Annotated in this window: 17 protein-coding genes; 16 read left to right on the top strand and 1 reads right to left on the bottom strand. The window is 68.4% G+C overall.

Features of this window, described 5'->3' with window-relative positions; genetic code table 11:
• From ABT345_RS13190 to ABT345_RS13175, 4 genes are read left to right on the top strand one after another with little or no spacing between them, the layout of a single operon-like run.
• The gene (locus ABT345_RS13190) at positions 1 to 711 is read left to right on the top strand and encodes an ATP-binding protein (RefSeq protein WP_345078021.1); all 711 of its coding nucleotides are present in this window, start codon (positions 1 to 3) and stop codon (positions 709 to 711) included.
• Complete coding sequence (locus ABT345_RS13185) at positions 708 to 1049, top strand: DUF4326 domain-containing protein (protein ID WP_345078024.1); 342 nt, start codon at positions 708 to 710, stop codon at positions 1047 to 1049. Before ABT345_RS13190 ends, ABT345_RS13185 begins: the two co-directional genes overlap by 4 nt.
• Positions 1046 to 1465 carry a DUF6195 family protein gene (locus ABT345_RS13180; RefSeq protein ID WP_345078027.1) on the top strand — a complete coding sequence of 140 codons (420 nt, stop codon included), beginning with the start codon at positions 1046 to 1048 and terminating at the stop codon, positions 1463 to 1465. The genes ABT345_RS13185 and ABT345_RS13180 overlap by 4 nt, the downstream gene beginning before the upstream one ends.
• Positions 1465 to 2556, top strand: coding sequence for a DUF2637 domain-containing protein (locus ABT345_RS13175; RefSeq protein WP_345078030.1), 1092 nt, complete (start codon positions 1465 to 1467; stop codon positions 2554 to 2556). The genes ABT345_RS13180 and ABT345_RS13175 overlap by 1 nt, the downstream gene beginning before the upstream one ends.
• 293 nt (positions 2557 to 2849) lie before the next feature.
• Here the strand turns inward: ABT345_RS13175 and ABT345_RS13170 are convergent, their stop codons facing one another.
• Positions 2850 to 3185 carry a thioredoxin domain-containing protein gene (locus ABT345_RS13170; protein WP_345078033.1) on the bottom strand — a complete coding sequence of 112 codons (336 nt, stop codon included), beginning with the start codon at positions 3183 to 3185 and terminating at the stop codon, positions 2850 to 2852.
• 1599 nt (positions 3186 to 4784) lie between these two features.
• Between ABT345_RS13170 and ABT345_RS13165 the strand changes: the two genes are divergently transcribed.
• The 12 genes from ABT345_RS13165 (at position 4785) to ABT345_RS13110 (ending at position 15677) form a co-directional block, all read left to right on the top strand.
• Positions 4785 to 5765, top strand: a complete 981-nt coding sequence (locus ABT345_RS13165; RefSeq protein ID WP_345078036.1) for a C40 family peptidase — start codon at positions 4785 to 4787, stop codon at positions 5763 to 5765.
• 27 nt (positions 5766 to 5792) lie between these two features.
• Positions 5793 to 6131 (top strand): DUF8827 family protein, encoded by a 339-nt coding sequence (locus ABT345_RS13160; protein WP_345078039.1) that lies wholly within the window; start codon positions 5793 to 5795, stop codon positions 6129 to 6131.
• Between the two features lie 123 nt (positions 6132 to 6254).
• Positions 6255 to 7436: a hypothetical protein gene (locus ABT345_RS13155; RefSeq protein WP_345078042.1), complete on the top strand. Its 1182-nt coding sequence runs from the start codon at positions 6255 to 6257 to the stop codon at positions 7434 to 7436.
• Complete coding sequence (locus ABT345_RS13150) at positions 7417 to 9012, top strand: hypothetical protein (RefSeq protein ID WP_345078045.1); 1596 nt, start codon at positions 7417 to 7419, stop codon at positions 9010 to 9012. The genes ABT345_RS13155 and ABT345_RS13150 overlap by 20 nt, the downstream gene beginning before the upstream one ends.
• Before the next feature lie 3 nt (positions 9013 to 9015).
• Positions 9016 to 10542 carry an SCO6880 family protein gene (locus tag ABT345_RS13145; RefSeq protein WP_345078047.1) on the top strand — a complete coding sequence of 509 codons (1527 nt, stop codon included), beginning with the start codon at positions 9016 to 9018 and terminating at the stop codon, positions 10540 to 10542.
• On the top strand, positions 10539 to 11972 hold the full coding sequence (locus tag ABT345_RS13140) for a putative type IV secretion/conjugal transfer ATPase (protein ID WP_345078050.1): 1434 nt from the start codon (positions 10539 to 10541) through the stop codon (positions 11970 to 11972). Before ABT345_RS13145 ends, ABT345_RS13140 begins: the two co-directional genes overlap by 4 nt.
• Positions 11973 to 12023: 51 nt before the next feature.
• Positions 12024 to 12338 carry a DUF6238 family protein gene (locus tag ABT345_RS13135; RefSeq protein WP_345078053.1) on the top strand — a complete coding sequence of 105 codons (315 nt, stop codon included), beginning with the start codon at positions 12024 to 12026 and terminating at the stop codon, positions 12336 to 12338.
• A complete protein-coding gene (locus ABT345_RS13130; RefSeq protein ID WP_345078056.1) occupies positions 12335 to 12580 on the top strand; it encodes a hypothetical protein in 246 nt (81 codons plus the stop codon). The genes ABT345_RS13135 and ABT345_RS13130 overlap by 4 nt, the downstream gene beginning before the upstream one ends.
• 28 nt (positions 12581 to 12608) lie before the next feature.
• Positions 12609 to 14045: a type IV secretory system conjugative DNA transfer family protein gene (locus tag ABT345_RS13125; RefSeq protein WP_345078059.1), complete on the top strand. Its 1437-nt coding sequence runs from the start codon at positions 12609 to 12611 to the stop codon at positions 14043 to 14045.
• A complete protein-coding gene (locus ABT345_RS13120) occupies positions 14042 to 14584 on the top strand; it encodes a hypothetical protein (protein WP_345078061.1) in 543 nt (180 codons plus the stop codon). The genes ABT345_RS13125 and ABT345_RS13120 overlap by 4 nt, the downstream gene beginning before the upstream one ends.
• Positions 14585 to 14678: 94 nt before the next feature.
• Positions 14679 to 15035, top strand: coding sequence for a nucleoside triphosphate pyrophosphohydrolase (locus ABT345_RS13115; protein ID WP_345078064.1), 357 nt, complete (start codon positions 14679 to 14681; stop codon positions 15033 to 15035).
• A gap of 321 nt (positions 15036 to 15356) precedes the next feature.
• A complete protein-coding gene (locus ABT345_RS13110; protein ID WP_345078067.1) occupies positions 15357 to 15677 on the top strand; it encodes a hypothetical protein in 321 nt (106 codons plus the stop codon).
• The last annotated feature ends 105 nt before the right edge of the window (positions 15678 to 15782 follow it).

Raw genomic sequence — 15782 nt, 5'->3', positions numbered from 1 at the left:
ATGCCTGATCCAAAAACTGCGGGAAATTCCGGTGCTGTGCGGGCGCTGCAACGCATCATCGACGGCCGGGGAATTCGGCTGTCGATAGCCGAACTTTCCGATGAGGTCGCGCCGGGCGACCCGACATGGCACCGGGATGCACGGGCTGCCGCAGCGCTGTCCCGCTGGGAGGCCGCGACCCCGCCCCGATTCCGAGATGCAGAGGCGACCATTCCGGACGTCATCGCCTGGGCCGACGCCGCGCTCTCCGACCCTTCGTCTGCTGGTGCGCTGTTGCTGACGGGCCCGACGGGGACCGGTAAGACCTATCAGGGGTATGGAGCACTGCGCCGCGTCGCGGCCGGTGGCCCGGCGCAGTACGAAGTGGTGGCGCTGAACAGCGCGGACATGTACGGGGGTCTTCGACCGACACGTGAGGTCGGAGCGTCAGAGCGTGAGCTTCGTCGGCTGTCCCAGGTGCCGTTCCTGTTCCTCGATGACCTCGGTACATCGAAGGTCTCGGAATGGACGGAGGAAGTCACGTATCGGTTGATCAACTACCGCTACAACCACGTCCTCCCGACCGTCATCACGTCGAACCTCCCTGCCCGCGACGACACCGGTCCGGACCTCAGCGATTTCGTGGGGGCTCGTGTGGCCAGCAGGTTGGCGGAGATGGTGACGACGCTGGTCCCGGTGATCGGTGCGGACCGGCGGCGGGGGGCGGCATGACTCCGCGCCGACTCCAGGTATCCGCCCACCAGCCGGGCGCCGTCTTCACAGGCCCTGGCAGTCGTTACGCGAACCCATTTCGCGCTGGAGATCCCAGCCCGGACCTTCCGGACCGGCCGATGACAACGCACGAAGTCGTGGACCTCTTCGCGTCCATGCTTCGAGGTCCCGTGGGCCGCTTCTACGCCGCCCAATTCGCCGCCGAACTGCGGGGCCGAGATCTCGCCTGCACCTGCTCCGTGGACTCCCCATGTCACTCCGACGTACTTCTCGCCCTCGCCAACGGGCTCGATCACCACGCCGGCCGGTCCACCCGTTTGAAAGGAACCCGTCGATGACCCACCCGCTCATGCTCGCGGCTGCTGCCGAACTCGCGGCCGCCGAGGATCGCCGGATCGCCGAGCGCGAGCGCCGGTTCAGGACCTGGGGGCCGAGGTCGGTGAGCGCCGCGGCCACGTACGCCGGTCGGGTGCTGGGTGAGGGAGCTGCGGCGTTGGAGTGGGAGGTGCTGGGGCTCTTGCCGGTCGAGGAACACCTCCAGGCGACCGCGCCCTTGGGTTCGGTTGGTGGTCAGCAACTGGACCTCTACTACAGCGGTGACGGCGAGGTGGAGCGGATCGCGCTTCGTGCTTCGTGTGGGTCCTGCCCGAGCCAGATGGTGCACGACGTGGCCTCGCTGGAACAGCTTGGCCGACTGCTCTCGCAGACACCCGCTTGGCAGCTCATCAACCCGCTCAACGGGGAGGGCGCCTGATGCCCGGCGCGCGAATATCCGGCAGGCAGATGACGGTGTTGGACTACGGAGCCGTCGGCGCGCTGGCGACGGTGGGCTTCACGCTCTCCTACGACGCGCTGCGTCAGGTCGCTGTCGCCATCCACATCAGACCCACGTTGACGTACCTCTTCCCTGTCGTGGTCGATGGCTTCATCGCATACGGGGTGCGGGCGCTCGTACTCCTACGGAACGGGTCCTTCGGCGCTCGTCTGTACGCCTGGGGGCTCTTCTTCCTCGCCACTGGGGCAAGTCTGTGGGCGAATGCTCTGAACGCGATCACCCTCAACCGTGGTCAGCCGTCCGGCCCTTCCGGACCGTCCGGACTGTACCTGGCGGACAGCGTGGTCGGGGCGTTGTCGATGGTCGCGCCGCTCGCCCTGGCGGGCTCCGTCCACCTGTGGATCATCATGGCGCGAGCCGCGGAATCGTCCGTCCCGGACCAGGCACTGAGCAGTGCCGTGCCACCCCGGGACGGCACTTCTCCCCGCCCGGCACGCTTCGGACTGGGCAGGAAGATCCTCCGGACGGTCCGGAAAATGGGCTCGCTCGTAGCTCCGCGCCGGTCGTCAAACCGCCGTGGTGCGCTTCCTCAGGGCCAAGGCGAACCCGTCCCGGAGAAGGCGCTCCCGTCCGAACCGTCCGTACAAGAAGACGCGCAAGCCATGCCGACCGACGCCCCGTCCGTGGCGGGCGGACAGGGGGGACCGGGCCGTCGGACCGCGGTGGACGAACAGGCGGCCCCCGGCTCGTCCACCGTCAGTGACTCGGTGCCGCAGCCCGACGACGAGGTCGCGGACGAAGCGGGGATGCCCGTCCCGGACCGGGACGGGGACCAGCAGGACAGGGAACTCCTCGACGAGTGGATGGTGGAAGTGCTGCCCATCGCCCGCGACGCTTCACGCGCGGCCGGTCGGATCAGCCGATCCGCTGTCCAGGAAGCAGTCCGCGCCAAGTACGCCATCAGCAACTCCAGGTTGGGGGACCTGGTGGCTCAGCTCAAGGAGGAGGAGAAGGCGAAGAAGAAGGGGGGACAACGGGTACCCGCGCGCCACGCGGACGAACTTTGGTAATCGCGTCTCATGACGAACACCCCGGGGTACGGCGGCTTGTGTCCGCCGCGCCCCGGGCCGTGGAACGGAGGATTCGTGCACGACCGTCATGAGGCTGAACTCGCGGCGACACGACTCGACCATCATCTCCAGGCCGGCGAGAGTCTGACCCCGGTCCCCGCACCCGGACTTGATCTGAACGCCGGAGAAACGGCGTACGCGGACGCAGTGTGCGGCACCGCCCGCTTCCACGCAACGGACGTGGACGCCCCGCCGCGCAGACGCCTTGACGACGCCAAGCGTAGGAACTCGCGTCATTCATTGCCGATGGCGTCCAGCTCGCGCTCGATAGCGGCGCACCCAGGGGGAAGGATGGGCTCGACCTCGCCATCCTTGTAGATTTCAGTCCACGGGAGCCGGTCCACGTGGTAATTCGGGTTCGGTGACGGGGGGATCTTCATGACGACGATCTTGACTGCGTTTCCGTACTTCTCTTCAGTCACAATCTCGTTGAGCCAAGAATTGATCCGGAGGGACGGAACGTACCAGTCGGCGTAGTAGTTCACCAGGACTGGCCTTTCGCTGCCGCGGACAACTTCTTCGAGCTCGCCGTCGTCGGTTACTTTCTCGACGATAAATTCAGCATACATTGGATTTCCTCCTTGCGTTTGCCGGGTAGCCCCAAAAGAAGAGATGCAGTCAGCGGAGATTTTCCTTCAGTGGTGTTCATGGAAGCGATCGCCCGCCATTGAGCCTCCTTCACACTCTTCGCGTGCGACCTCGCATGGCGACTCCGGCCTGCAGTAATACATCTCCCCTTTGATCCTCGGCCCTCAGAATCAAAGAGGTTCATTGAATTGCAGGGCGGGCGATGGGGGGTAAATACCCAGACCCAAGCGAGCTTCGTAGTTTTGTCTGGACATCTTCGTTTTAAGCGTAAGCGATGCAGTGGCCCTGCGCCTGACGTCGTACAGGCCAGCATCAAGGCGCAAGCGTTCTCGTGATCTGGTCGCGACGAGGTCGACCCCGTGATCAGGATGGGACCGGCCGTAGTCGGTGGCGGCCATGTTCTCCCAGCCCGTCGAGCGAGCCAGGGCGATTGCAGGGCTCCAGAAAGAGGCCATCGCAGGGTGTGGTCCCGGTGCGGATGCAGCAGACATCCTTGGCGAACGTGACGTCGGGTGGCGATAGTGGGCCTCGATTCCTCAGCGCCAACGCCTGATCTGCGGGACCACCCAGGCGATCCACGCTCAACCCGAACGAGCACTCACCATTCTGGGCGTCACCAACAACCCGGACACCTACGGACCTTGATCAAGCCCTGGAGTGCCGTGGCTCTCCGACCCCTCTCTCCGGCAACGCCGTTCCGAGCGGCGGACTGATTAGAGAAAGCCTGAAGAAAATTCCCTGAATTAAATTCCGGAATGCCGGATGGGACTTTTTCGGAGCCCCCTGCAATTATTTACGCGCGGCCAACGCCTATGCGTTGTTGACCGCCCGCCAGACTCCGGCCGACGCCGGATCTAGCCCGCAGGAGCAGCCCCCCCCCCCGGCTCACTCCTGCGAAGGGGTGTTGCGGCCCCTCGCCCCCCAGGGGGTCGCAACACCCGCCCAGTTGATCCACAGCGCAAGGTCGTAGCCCCCGCATGTTCCGATCCACCCGGTTCATCCACATATCCACCGCTATAGCTTCTGCGGCGTCGCTGGCCGCTCTGACGACCGGCTGTTCCACTTCGGCGCCATCAGCCCCGGACTCGTCAGTCTCGGGCTCCTCCCTACCGGCTGTCACACCGGCCCAACCGTCCAATACCCCTGCGCCCGCCGGCCCGACCGCAGTTCCCGCAGCGGTGGAGAGGACGGCGCGCGCCTTCACCACCGCCTACGCCGGCCATGACGCCCGCGACGGAGGCGATCGGACGTATGCCGACGCCGGAGTCCGTGCGGCGAAACACGCCGCTGGCGAACTGGCGGAGGTTCTGCGGCAGCAGAGGCCAGGGCAGGACGGTGCCTGGGCAGAGCTTCGGTCCGAGAAGGCAGTCCGGACCGCGCAAATCAAGACCGTGGTCACCCCTGACGGCGCCCCTGCGGCGGACGAGTCGTCCGCGGTCGTCCGAGTCGGCTACACCCTCACCACGACGCCGGCGTCCGGAGCCACTCGGACGAGCAGCGAACAGATCGCGCTTCGCATGGAGCACACCGCTTCCGGGTGGCGCGTCGTCGCTCTGCCCTGGTCCTGACCCGAGGCCGTGATGAAGAAGCTTTTCAAAGTCGGTCTCGGCCTGGTGGCGGCAGTGCTGGGTCTGGGGGCTGCCGTGCTGATGCTGCTCGGCGGCGGGGGCAGGGCTTCTGCTGAAGAAGCGGGCCCCGGTGGCGGCCTCACTTCAGACGCTCCCGTGCCTGGCTGGGCCCGTGCGCTGATCGAAAAGAACGCCGGGAAATGCCCTCAGGTCACCGCCTCGCTCCTCGCTGCGCAACTCCACGCCGAGTCGAATTTCAACGCGAAGGCCAAAAGCCCCGTCGGCGCCCTGGGCATTGCCCAGTTCATGCCGGGGACTTGGTCGGTCTACGGGCAGGACGGCGACGGCGACGGGAAGAAGGACATCTTCAACCCTGCCGACGCCATCGCAGCACAGGCGCACTACGACTGCGTACTGGCCGACGAGGTCAAGCGCGTCCCCGGCGACAGCACGGAGAACATGCTCGCCGCGTACAACGCGGGCGGCGGAGCGGTGATCCGGTACGGCGGGGTTCCGCCGTACCCGGAGACCCGGGCCTATGTGAAGAAGATCCGGGACCTGGCCTCGAAGTGGGCCGAGGCGGCCGTCACGCCGGCGGTGCCTACGGGCAAGGGGGCGGCGCGTGCCATCGCTGCCGCGAAGACCGCGCTCAACACCTGGTACCGGTGGGGCGGCGAATGCACCCCGCCCTTCACGGGCCAAGGCGGGTGTGACTGCTCCTCCCTGACCCGGATGGCGTGGTCCGCGGCCGGCGTGAACCTGCCGCGCGTCACATACGACCAGGTGCGCTCGGGAACCGCCGTGAAAAGCGTGGCCCAACTCCGTGCCGGCGACCTTGTGTTCAGCGTCCCCGGCGCTTCAGGTCCGGAGCACGTCGGGATGTACATCGGCGGCGGCCAGGTCATCGACGCACCTCACACCCGGGCTCTGGTGCGCATCAAACCCCTCAGCTATTGGACGCCGCAAATCATTGCCATGCGGCATGTCGGATAGCCAACCTCAATATCACCAAGGAATTCCGTGAGCCACATTATTTCTTCCGCGTCCGATCCGTCCCTGCACTCAACACTCGCTGCCGGAGTCGACGTCATCACCGGAGTCAAGCCGGATTGGGGGCCTTTCGCGAAGCTGGGGAAGACCTCGAAGATCCTCCTGGGCGTAGCCGCGGCCGTTGTAGCCGTCGTCGGGCTGGGCGCGTTCCTCGTCGGCCTCGGAAAGAGCAAGGGATGGATGGGTGAGGGCCATTCCACGATGCAGAGTTCGCAGGGCAAGGGAATGATGGCCGGTGGTCTGGTCGTCATATTCGTCCTCGCCTCTCTCGGCACCATCGTCGGCATCACGTACAACATGGGTGTGTGACCCATGTCTCGAATCCGTCATAGGAACGGCGGCTCCGCCGAGCGTGCGACGGGGCGGTCGGGGGCAACTCGATGGAGCCTCGCTGCCGGGTGCGCCGCGGTCGTCACCGCCGCCGCGGTGGCCGTGAACGTATCGACCGCCACATCCGATTCGTCCCCCACCACGTCCCTCTCGAACGACGCTCCGCTTCGGAGCGCCGAGCCGCGCACCAAGGTCATCAGCAGCGTGCCCGTCGGCTACCCGCGGACCGCAGCCGGGGCGAAGGCGGCTGCGTCGAACTTCACCGTGGTCATGGGAAGTTGGCCTTTCCTGACAGAGGCAGGGGCCCGACGCAGCGCCTTGTCCGTGATGACCGCGAACAGTGCTCCGAAAGCGGTTGCCGAGAAGGCCGACCGCACTGCCCGGCAGGCAGCGCGCGGCCTGCAGAACGGCAACCACAAGCTCGACCGGAATCGGGGCATCGCGCGGACCGGCGTCCTCTCCGCCCGTACCCTCGGCTTCGATATCCACAGGGCGACGGTCAGGTTGTGGACAACCGCGGTGCGAGGAAGCGCTGTTGGCCACCGTGCACCAGCGACCAGCTACCGGTCCGTCACGGTCAGCCTCGTCTGGGAGAACAACGACTGGAAGCTCTACGGCGGTTCGGAGCAGAAGGGTCTCGTCGCCCCGATCGACTTCCGGCAGTCGACGAATTCCGCCAGCAGCTTTGCCGACTACGTTCCGGGGAACGCTGCCGACCCGGTGCTGAGCGGCTCCGTGGGACAGGACGGATTCCCGGCCCGATACCGGCATACGGAGCAGGGGGCCCGCGGTGCCGCGACGAGCGCTGTCGCCCTCTGGGGAGACCCGCGGTTCTTCACCTCTTCGGAGTGGCGGCACCACATGCTCGCGGCCACGGCGGCGCCGTCCTCGCTCCGTACGCTCACGTCCGATACCGACGCCACGGCGGCGCTTGTCCGTGAGAACCGGGCGCTGGGCGAGGACGGCACAACCGCGGACGGCGGGCTCCTGGTCACCAGGACCGCTGCCCTCGCGACCCGGGCCGTGTCCTACTCGGACCGGGCAGCGAGCATCGAGGTGTGGACCGCGTCCGTGGGCGGGGTCGCAGGGCCGGACGAGACTCAGACTCCGCAGTGCGCCTTCCTGCGTATGACGGTCGACCTCACGTGGAGCGGCGGCACCTGGACGACGACGGCCGTCACGCCGTCGGAACCCCTCGTGCCGGCGCCTCCTGCTGATCCGGCTTCGCACAGCAGCAGCTTCGCAGGCGTAGGGGGTGTTGCTGATGCGCCTCCGACTGCGTGACGACGCTCCGGGTCTGCTGACCGTCGACCGGTCGCCGAGCGGCGGATGGAGGCGCCGGCTTCAGACCATCGCCGTGATCAACGTCCTCATCGCGTTCCTCGGTGTCCCGGCAGCGGTGGCCAACCCGTTCTGCTACATCCCGATGGTCTGTGAGGCGAAGGCGGCGATCGACTTCGCCACGGACCCCATCGGCGCGATTGCCCAGAAGCTGGCGGAAGCCAACATCTGGTTCTTGCGGAAGATGTTGGAGCTGCTCCAGGGCAGCACGAAGATCGACCTCACCTCGGCGAGCTTCCTGAAGCAGTACGCCATCATTTTCGCGGCATCGTCCCTGCTCACGATGGCCTTGTGGTTGGCGGCCATCGCCAAGCGGGCGGTCCGCGGAGTGTCGGTGACGACAGCAGTAGGTGAGGCAGTCGGCCTGCTGATGCTCCAGTTCTTCGTCAACGCCCTGACACCGGCCGCGATCGGCCTGCTGATGAAGGCGTTCGATGAGGTAACAGCGGTGTTTGAGCCGTACGCCACGAGCAACTTCAAACCCTTCCTGGCCAACCTGCTCAAGATCCTGGCTGCGAACCCTCGTGACGGCCTCGGGCAGCTCATCACGGTCAACCTGGTCATGCTGTTCGGCGCGCTGCTGATGTGGGTCGAGCTGCTGATCCGCAGCTCGGCCGTCTACGTCGCGGTGGCCCTCGGCCCGGTCGTCAACGCCGGTCTGGTCGATCGGGACCTGTGGAGGAAAAGCAAGAAGTGGGTCGGCGCCCTCTTCGCCATCGGGTTGTCGAAGCCCGTCCTGCTCGCCCTGCTCGGATTGGGCGGCGCGGTCCTCAGCGACTCGTCCAGCAACGTGTCCGACTCGGTCTCCAAGATCCTCGTCGGCGCGCTGATTCTTCTCCTCGCGGTCTTCGCGAGCGGCACCGTGTACCGGTGGGTGCCCGCGTTCGGCGACGAGATGTCGCAGCTGCACCACGCCCGGATGACCGCGCAGTCCTCCGGTCCGGCGTCCGTGGTGGATGGTCCGGCCCAGCAGACGAACCGGGTCATCAACACCCGCATCCATGACTCCTTGGTCGGCGGGCGGCCCAGCAGCGGCAAGGCCGCGGGGTCGGCAGCGGGCGGCAAGGCCGGCACAGCGAGCGCCAAGGCCACGACCGGCGGCGCCAAGTCCGGTGCTGGTACCGCGAGTGCCGCGGGGCCCGTGGGTGCCGCGGTGGCGGTGGCGAAGGCCGGTGTCGACCTGGCGAAGAACCGGGCCACGTCATCACCGGGCGCGCAGGGAACGGACGCCGCGAACGGTGGTGGGGCCCAGGTCCCGGCCGAACGCGGGCCGTCGGCCGCAGGCTCTGGCGCTCCGGCCTCCGCACGCGCCCGCGGGACGACCTCTCCGGTGGTCAGTCCACCTCCCGCCGGGAAGGCGGCCCCTACGGCGGTGATGCCTCCGGCGCCTCCACGGCCGGTGCCTGCCCGCCCGGCTCCCCCGGCGCCCCCGACGCCTCCGGTTGTGGGGCGCGCCCCCGCCGGGCCCGCCCCTTCCACCATTCCTCAGCCCGCGAAGCCCACCAGCAAGGACGCCTGATTCATGGCTACTCGTACCTACCAATTCGGAAAGCACCGGCCGACCGGGCTCTTCGGTCGCCGCGACCTCGGCGAGCAAGCTGTCCTCGGGAGCGGAGCGGCAGTTGGCGTTCTGGGCGGCTTTCTCTTCAACGGTGTGCCCCTCGTGGCCGGGCTTCTCCTGCTCGTCCCCGTGACGCTCGCTGCCGCAGTCGTCTACGTGCCGTACCGCCCGCGCGGCACCGCACAGCGTCGCACCCTCTACCGCTGGTGGCGGATCACCCGCTACCGGAAGTCGGCGCTCGCCCGGACCGGCGGGGTCTGGGTCTCCCCTGCGGTGGAGGCCGGCGTACAGCGTGACGGCACCCCGCCGGATGCCGCGTTGACCGCTCCGGAAGGCGTCGCGGGAATGACCTGGGTGCCGGTGACCGTCCGGGGCCAGAAGGCGGTGGTGGTCCTCCAGCCCGAGGCCGGATGCGTCACCGGGACATTGGAGGTCGCGTCCCCGGGGCTGGGCGGCAAGGAGGTCGGCGAACAGGTCGTCGCGCTCGAACGCTGGGGTGAAGTGCTCGATGCGTTCGGGAACACCGAGGAGCACCCGGTCAAGCGGCTCCAGGTGCTCGCGCGGCAGATGAAGAGCGACCCCCACGCCCACCGGCGCTACGTCGCACAGCGCGACGGATCACCCGCGACCGCCGGCGTGCCGCAGTGGCTCGCGGACTCGTACGACGTGCTGGCCGACGCCGTGTCGACCTCCGCGGAGGAGCACCGGTACTACGTCACCGCCCACGCCCGCTTCACCCGCGACTTCGCCGCCGACGGTGCCGCGCGGGGCGACGGAGACGAGGGTGTAGCGGCCGCGATGGCCGCGTGCCTGGAGGAGCTGTGGTCGCGGTGTGAGGATGCCGGACTTCAGGTCGTGGCGCCCCTCTGTGAGAAGGGGCTGACCGCGCTGGTCCGCAACTCCTACGACCCCGACCACCCGATCTGGGACACCGAGCTGCCCCGCCAGCACGCCTTTCCGCGCAACGTGGACGTGCGCGACGGCACGTTCATGGCCACCCGCGCCGCGGGTTCCACGGGCAGCTGGTACCACGCGACGGCCGCCGTGGTGAGCTGGCCGACGACTCCGGTCGGACCCGACTTCCTGTCCCCGCTCCTGATCGGGATGCCGGACGTCATCCGCACCATGGCGATCACCCAGGACCTCGAACCGAACGACAAGGCCGTGGAGCGGATGCTCTCGGAGGACACGAACAACCAAGGCGAGATGCTGCGCGACCAGAAGCGGGGGAAGAACATCGACCCGCGCGACATCATCGCGGCGAACGCCACCGGATCTCGGGGCATGGCCCTGGCGGAGTCGGGTGCGGCCGGCTCCGCGGTGGTCGGCTACCTCACCGTCTCGGCGCGCAGTGCCGCTGAGCTGGAGAAGACCAAGCGGACCACGGCCTCGCGCGCCCGGAACGCGCAGCTTCGCATCGAGTGGCTGGACCTCGAACACGCCCGCGCCTTCACCACCACGCTGCCGTTCGCCGGAGGGATCAAGTGACCGGCCTGGGCGGCCTTCTGCCGCTGACGCCGATGCACGAGACCGTCCGGCGCCCGCTCCACACCGCGACCACCACGAGTCAGGCTCTCTACCTGCCGATCGCACCGCCCACTCTGGGCACCGCGGGAGCGATCATCGGGCGCGAGCTGTACAGCGGGAAAGCCTTTGTGTACGACCCGTTCAGCGCGTTCGGCGACGGTCTACCGGGCGGGAACATGCTCGTGATGGGCGACACGGGCCGAGGGAAGAGTGCCCTCACGAAGACGTACGCCTCCCGCCAGGTGCGCCTTGGCCGGAAGGTGGTCGTCCTCGACACGAAGGAGCAGAAGGAGCGGGAGGAGGGCGAGTGGGCGGCCCTGGGCCGGTCCCTGACTGGTAAGGCGCCGGTGCGGTTCACGCCCGGCGGCGGTCCGGCTTCGTCCTGCATCAACCCCTTGGACCCGGCGATCACCGGTAAGCGGCAGGTCGAGCTGATCCGCACGATCGTGGAACTCGGGCTCGGTCGGCCGCTGGACGAATTCGCGGGCAGCGCCTTGCGGCTCGCCATTCGCCGTGCACATGACCGCGCCGGCGCCGAAGACCGCACGCCCGTGCTGGCCGACGTCGCCGCAGCCCTGCGTGAGCCGGAGGAGACGGACGCCACCGCCAAGAAGCGGACGCGGGACGAACTCCTCACCGATGGTCTTGAAACCTCGTACGTCCTGGACCGGCTGTGCGGTAGCGACCAGGACGCCGGTGATCTCGTCGGGATGCTCGACGGCCCCACCTCGCTGTCGGTGGACCTGGACGCCGACATGGTCGTCTTCGACCTGACCCGGGTGCCCTCCGGCGGCATCGCCATGACGATCCTCGTCGCGGTCATCGCCGTCTTCCTGGAGGAGGTCTGGCTGAGGCCGGTGTGCGAGTGCGGCACCGAGCCGGGTGAGCACGAGCGGACGGTCGTGGACACGGCCTCCGGTGCGTGGGAGCTGGGTGCCAACCTCGCCGCCGGGTGCCGACGCTACGTCCAGCGGAAGCGCATCCTGGTGTGCGAGGAGTCGTGGCACATCCTCGGGACACCACAGCTCGCCGCGCTGCTGGAGAAGTTCCTGAAGTTCGCCCGAGGCTACGGGCTCTCCTGCATCTTCATCGTTCATCACCTGTCGGACATCGACGACTCCGCAGAGACGCAGGCCGCGCTGAAGATGGCGGACACGGTGGTCGTCTACTCGATGAAGAAGGCCGAAGCCGAGGACACCGTGAAACGCCTCGGGCTACCCGAATGGACGGCCGAGCACATCATGCGTCTCCGCAGGGGCATCGCGCTCTGGAAGGTGGGCGAGGTCATCTACCCCGGCGTCCAGCACCTCCTGACCCAAGCGGAACAGCACCTCTGCTTCTCCAGCGGCTCCATGACGGACCTGGCGACCACGTCCCCCGATCCCGCATAGCCACTGGCGTTCGCCCCTCTTCTCGCTCCCCCCGAAAGGCGATCAACAACTATGTCTACTTCTCTCGCTGTCGCCCCTCCGACGGCCCGGCACACCGTGCGGACGGATATCGACCGACTGCACGCTGACTACCTCGCCCTCGCCCGGAGAACGGCCCAGCTGGCCGCCGACCTGGACCGCGGCGACTACGCGGCTGCTGGCGGACGCGTGCGCACCGCTGTGGGCACGCTCTGGCGAGCATCTGAGGAACTGCACACGGCCTTCCACCAGGCCCCGCCCCGGTGCGCTGGTCCACACGCCTCGGTCGCCCGCTTGTGCGGCCGGCGGATGCGCTACCTCGCCGCTCGCGTTGCCAAGAGGGCGTGATGGACCTCCTCTCCGGAAACCTGTCCTTCCTCCTGTACGCGGTCGTCGCCGTCTGCGCGCTCGCCATGCTCATGCTGCGCGTCGCCTCTCAGCGCCAACGACGCAATGCCGGGTTCGCCCCGAAGGCCCAGCTGCGCAAGCAACTCACGGCGAAGTCGGTCCTGCGTGCCACGGAGATCCGCCCGTCACTGACGGATGACAACGCCCCCGGCCACTCTTCGATCAGCCTCACCAAGCAGTAATTCGCCCCTCGCTCTCACGGAATACCTCATGCATCACCACTCGTCCGACCCCTTCAACTTCGGTTACCCACTGGGGGTTTCACGCCGCCCGAAAGGCGTGCCGCTCTGGTCGCGGGCCGACAAGGCGTGCAGGGTCATCGGCCCTATGGGAAGCGGCAAAACGCTGAGGTTCTTCGCCCCCTTGATAAGGGAGTGGCGGGGCCCGGTCCTGGCCACCTCGACCAAACCGGACCTGGTCGAACTGACGCTGGACGCCCGACGGAGCGACGACCGTCCGATCAGGGTCTTCGACCCGCAGGGCATCGCGCCTTCCATCCCCCGGCTGCGCTGGGTGCCGACGACGGGCGCGGAGGATACGGAGACCGCGATGCTGCGGGCGAAGGCCCTGGTCGCCGGAGCCCGGACGCCGGGCTCCGCGGCCCAGTCCGAGGGAAGCGCCTTCTACAAGGGGCAGGCGGCGAAGGTGCTCGCCGCGCTGCTGCATGCGGCTGCGCTCGACGGGGCCAGCCTCGCGCACTTTCTCCGGTGGGCCCGGAAGATCAGCGATCCGGCCCCGCTCGGCATCCTCGACTCGCACCCGGGCGCCGGCCCGGGGTGGGCAGACATGCTCCGCACGTCCACCACGGGCGACAGCCGGACCGTGGGCAACACCGCCGTGACGGTGGAGGCGGCCTTGGAACCGCTCATGCACGAGTCGGTGGTGGAAGCGCTCCAGGGCAACGGCGAGCCGCCCACCGACTTCCGCGAGATTCTCGACGCGGGCGGCACCGTGTATCTGCTCGGGAAGGACAGCGAGGCGAACTCGGTGGCTCCGCTGACCACGGCGGTGACCGAAGACCTGCTCGATGTCGCCGAGGGCCATGCCCTGCGGTCGCCGGCCGGACGACTCGACCCGCCGCTCCTCGGGGCGCTGGACGAGGCGCCGAACATCGCGCCGATCCCGAGCCTGCGCCAGCGTGTCGCTGACGGCCGCGGACGCGGCATCACGATGGTCTACGGCCTCCAGGCGTGGCCGAGCGCAACATCTCGCTTCGGAGCGGACACAGCCGCCGAACTGGCCGCGTTCACGAACAACGTGATCGTGTTCGGTGGCGCGAAGGACCCGGCTTTCCTCAGTGACATGTCCGCTCTCTGCGGCCAGGTGGAACGCCTCCAGACGACCCGAACCACCAGCAGCGGCGGGGCCGGGGAGACGACGTCGACTCACGTTGCGCTGGAGGCGGTTCTGCGCGCCGACGAGATCAAGGGGCTCCCCGACGGAGACGCACTCGTCCTCGCGGACAACCTGCCTCCGGTGATCACCCGGTTCGACGGCATGTGGACCTGGAAGTCGTGGGACACGATCCAGGGACACGTGGGCGACCTGCGGCGGGCCAACGAAGCTGAACGTCTGCGCGCCGCGTCGGCCAAGCGGCGCCGCTCCGAAGCGCACGCTGCTGCCTGGCGAGCACGGGAGGCGGCGTGAACACCGACCTCGATCCGTTCCGTCCCTTCCCCGAGCTGCCGAGCGCGCTCGCCGAGTACGTTGCAGCGCGGGCCGCGGAGGAAGTGCCGACGGGGCCGTCGCCGTGGGACATCGGCGCGCTGCCTGAAGATCTTCGGGGCTCGCTGGATGACTGGCTCGGCGCCGTCTGCCGGTGGCTGAACCGCACGTACGCCTGGCAGCCGCATCAGGTGATCCCGCCGTGCTGGTCGGAACACGAGGGGCTGGCCTACGAGGTCGCGAGCCTCGCGTTCGCCCGCTCCGACGCCTTCTCCGAGGCTGTTTCATCGGTGGTGTGGCACGAGCAGTGCGACAGGTTCATCGCGCGGATGAACGCCGCTCTCGGCCGGGCGGGAGATGCCTGCCGATCAGGACGACACGACGATCGCCCGGCTCGCTTCCAGCTGGCGGCATGGCCGCGCCGGGCCATGTCAGACCCCCTCGCCGCCCAGGAAGGCGCCGAGGGCGAGCACGAGCGCGAAGAGCATGGCGAATCAGGTCCGGTCGGGTTCTGCCGTTAAGCGGGCGTTGAGGTGGCGCGGCGCCCGGGGGAGTTCCTAGTGTGCGCCCGCGATGAGTGGTCACCGGTGACTGCTCTGCGGCGAAGGGAGAGCCGTGAACGGCTACAGCACGGCCGGCAAGTTGGTACGGGACCGCATCCCGCAGATCATCCGGGAGGACGGAGCCGAGCCGATCGTCCGGACCGCGGGCCCGGAGGAGTACCGCAGGCGTCTGCGGGACAAGCTCGGCGAGGAGGTCGCCGAGTTCCTCGCGGCGGACGAGACCGGGGCGTTGGAGGAGCTGGCGGACGTGCTAGAGGTGGTGCGCGCGCTCGCCGTCGATCTGGGCGTCGGCTCGGGTCAGCTGGAGAAGGCCCGCGAGGCCAAGGCGCGCGAGCGGGGCGGGTTCGCAGGCAGGATCGTGTGGATGGGCAACCGCCAGCCCCGCGTTGCGCGGGATATCGCGGATTGAAGAACTGCCTCGCGGCAGTGGGTGGGCTCAGGCCGGCATGGTCCGTGCAGCAGAGGCCCTGTCCGGCGGCTCCGCCCGGCCGCCGGCGATCGGGGGCGAGGCTGCGTACGTCAGCCCAGTCGCTACAGCGAACTGGAGTGCCCGCCCCCAACGGGCAAAAGACTGCATACGAATCTCGTCCGGGTGAACCGCCGGGCGCGTCGTGAGGGTTCCTCCTCGCCCCGGGTACTTGGCCTGCGGGAGCGGCAAGGCGCCAGAGCAGTCCGGAGCCTCGGGGCTCCCATGACGTACCCCTCTTGTGAACCTCAGTACGGAGCCCTCATGCGTATGCGCTTCAGTCGGCGCGCGGCCCTCGTGGCCACCGCCGGCGCCCTCGCCCTGTCCTGCGTCAATCTCACGACTGCCTCGGCCGCGCCCGGCGTCGTGATCCAGGAGAACGGCAGCCAGTTCAAGCAGACCCGGGACCCGCAGCCCGGCCAGTGCTACCCCGGCCTCGGCGACGACACCGCGATCGCCAACCGGACCAGCGGCACAATCCTGCTCTTCCCTGACGGCAACTGCTCGACGAAGGTCCTCAACCCCCTGGGGCCGGGCGAGTTCCGGCCCGACGAGAACGTCGGCAGCTTCCTCGCCCTCGACTGACCCCACACACACTCCCGTCCGCCCTCCGGCCGAACACCGGAGGGCGGACGATGCACAAGCGCAAGCCATCAGACGAGTCATGGCCTGGCCCGGAGGCCCCGACCT

Origin of the sequence: Streptomyces sp. NPDC000404, from assembly GCF_040300365.1 — a bacterium.
Taxonomy (GTDB): Bacteria; Actinomycetota; Actinomycetes; order Streptomycetales; family Streptomycetaceae; genus Streptomyces; species Streptomyces ramulosus.
The sequence above is the reverse complement of the archived record's forward strand: the minus strand, read 5'-3'. Positions and strand labels throughout refer to the sequence as shown.

Coding starts and splice junctions, on each gene's coding strand:
- ABT345_RS13190 (WP_345078021.1), top strand. CDS start 1: ATGCCTGATCCAAAAACTGCGGGAAATTCCGGTGCTGTGCGGGCGCTG.
- ABT345_RS13185 (WP_345078024.1), top strand. CDS start 708: ATGACTCCGCGCCGACTCCAGGTATCCGCCCACCAGCCGGGCGCCGTC.
- ABT345_RS13180 (WP_345078027.1), top strand. CDS start 1,046: ATGACCCACCCGCTCATGCTCGCGGCTGCTGCCGAACTCGCGGCCGCC.
- ABT345_RS13175 (WP_345078030.1), top strand. CDS start 1,465: ATGCCCGGCGCGCGAATATCCGGCAGGCAGATGACGGTGTTGGACTAC.
- ABT345_RS13170 (WP_345078033.1), bottom strand. CDS start 3,185: ATGTATGCTGAATTTATCGTCGAGAAAGTAACCGACGACGGCGAGCTC.
- ABT345_RS13165 (WP_345078036.1), top strand. CDS start 4,785: ATGAAGAAGCTTTTCAAAGTCGGTCTCGGCCTGGTGGCGGCAGTGCTG.
- ABT345_RS13150 (WP_345078045.1), top strand. CDS start 7,417: ATGCGCCTCCGACTGCGTGACGACGCTCCGGGTCTGCTGACCGTCGAC.
- ABT345_RS13145 (WP_345078047.1), top strand. CDS start 9,016: ATGGCTACTCGTACCTACCAATTCGGAAAGCACCGGCCGACCGGGCTC.
- ABT345_RS13135 (WP_345078053.1), top strand. CDS start 12,024: ATGTCTACTTCTCTCGCTGTCGCCCCTCCGACGGCCCGGCACACCGTG.
- ABT345_RS13125 (WP_345078059.1), top strand. CDS start 12,609: ATGCATCACCACTCGTCCGACCCCTTCAACTTCGGTTACCCACTGGGG.
- ABT345_RS13110 (WP_345078067.1), top strand. CDS start 15,357: ATGCGTATGCGCTTCAGTCGGCGCGCGGCCCTCGTGGCCACCGCCGGC.